Raw genomic sequence first — 2069 nt, 5'->3', positions numbered from 1 at the left:
CCCCGCGCTCGGCGGCAACCCGGTCGTGCAGGGCAAGGACCCCACTTCGCTGATTCACGTGCTGCTGGCAGGCAGCGCCCTCGAAGGCACGAAATCGTCGCCCTCGTCGTTCACGATGCCGGCGTTCGGCTGGCGTCTATCCGATCAGGAAGTGGCCGACGTGTCCACCTTCGTGCGTGCGAGCTGGGGCAACACCGGCGCGCCAGTGAGCGCAGAAGACGTCGCGAAGGTCCGCAAGACCGTCACCGTCAGCACGCCCGAGCTGCCGCCGGGCGCCTCGCTCAAGCACCAACGCTAATGCCAATGCGGTAACTCGCTGGCGCTTTCAATCGCGTTTTCTACCAGCGCCTGCCGTGGGCCGGCTCGACCGTTCCACTCACGAACGGACCATTGTTGATTGTCGAGATAGCACATGATGAAAAAGCCCCTGATTTCTGCACCAATTCTCCTGTCGCTAGCGGGAACAGCGGCGGCGCAAAGCTCCGTCGCGCTCTACGGCATCGTCGATGCAGGCATTACCTACCGCAGCAACGAACGCTCCGGCAGCACCGGCACGGGCCAGGGCCATTCGAACGCGGCAGTGACGAGCGGCAACCTATCAGGCAGCCGCTGGGGCCTCCGTGGCAAGGAAGAACTCGGCAACGGGCTCGCCGCGATCTTCGTGCTCGAAGACGGTTTCGACATCACCAATGGCACCGAGGGCCAGGGCGGCCGCCTGTTCGGCCGCCAGGCGTTCGTCGGCCTCGCCGACACGCAGTACGGGTCGCTCACGATGGGCCGCCAGTACACCTCGCTCGACGACTTCGTCGGGCCCGTTGCTCCGGTCAGCGCGATCGGCGGCTTCGGCGCGCATCCGGGCGATATCGACGATCTCGACCAGACCACACGCGTGAACAATTCGGTCAAATACACGAGCGCGAACTATGCGGGCTTTACCTTCGGCGCGCTATATGGCTTCGGCGGACAGCCCGGCAGCCTCAAGAGCCAGAACACATGGAGCGTGGGCGGCAGCTACGCGCACGGCCCTCTGCAAGTGGGCGTGGGCTACGAGCACTCGGATAACACTAAGACTGGCTCCAAAGACCCGACCTCCGGCAAGTGGCAAGGCACCTATGACGGAACATTCAATTCTTCGATCAACGAAGGTTTCGCGAGCGCGCAGTCGCAGCAGGTCGTGGCTGCTGGCGCGACCTGGGACTTCGGCCCGGCGATCGTAGGCGCGAACTACGGCAACGTACAATACAAGGCCGGAGCGAATTCGCTCTATTCGGGCACTGCGACGTTCAATATTGCCGGCCTTTTCGGCATGTGGAAAGTGCAACCTCACATACATCTGTTCGCAGGTTATAGCTACACGCGCGGCAGCCATGTGGATGGCATCGAAGACGAGGCGCAATACCACAACGTCTCAGTGGGCGCGCTGTATGACCTCTCGAAGCGCTCGACGGTTTATCTGCTAGCCGGCTACCAGCACGCTTCGGGCATGACGCTCGATGCACTCGGCAAACCAGTGGCGGCCACGGCTTCGGTCTCGGATAAGGGCAACGGCCACTCGGCGGCGACGCAGTCGCAGGCGATTGTGAGCTTTGGATTTCGTGAACGGTTCTAGGTGTTCGCATGTCCACCCTGCGTGCCGGATGGACGATGGGTGCGTTTGCGAAAGCCCGCCGATTATCACGCGCGATACCTGACCCATCATGCAATTTGACTGGAAAGATAAGTACTCGTATTTTGACAGCAACGTCACTTCTCGCGCCGCTGCGCGGCCCTGCAGTTGACGCAAGCGTGACTTACATGACTTCTCCGTCTAGCACACGCAATAGTCAGTATGACTCCGCGAGGTAGAGGCTGGCCTGCCGCGGAGGAATCAAGCGCGGGTTAGCATGACTGCCAGAGCCGCATGGTGTGGACAGGGTCACACCCGGCGATTTCCGGCACGGAGGCCAGCAATGGAAAACGATAGCACGTTGTATGTCGGCCTGGACGTTCACAAGGAATCGATCACGGTTGCCTATGCGCTCGGCACCGGCGAGGTCGAACTGCTCGGCAAGATCGGGACGACGAAGACC

Annotated in this window: 2 protein-coding genes and 1 pseudogene; all 3 read left to right on the top strand. The window is 61.9% G+C overall.

From position 1 onward, the window contains the following. Positions 1 to 298, top strand: a 298-nt coding sequence (locus M3I53_RS37815) for a cytochrome c (protein ID WP_254320806.1), incomplete at its 5' end; no start/stop codon positions are given. A gap of 117 nt (positions 299 to 415) precedes the next feature. Beyond that, complete coding sequence (locus M3I53_RS37810; protein WP_309249576.1) at positions 416 to 1609, top strand: porin; 1194 nt, start codon at positions 416 to 418, stop codon at positions 1607 to 1609. Between the two features lie 340 nt (positions 1610 to 1949). Then, positions 1950 to 2069 (top strand): annotated as a pseudogene (locus M3I53_RS37805) (IS110 family transposase); the annotation flags it as partial.

Source organism: Paraburkholderia sp. CNPSo 3272 (assembly GCF_024206495.1).
GTDB lineage: Bacteria > Pseudomonadota > Gammaproteobacteria > Burkholderiales > Burkholderiaceae > Paraburkholderia.
Note: the sequence above shows the minus strand (reverse complement) of the source record. Positions and strands in the feature narration are given on the sequence as shown.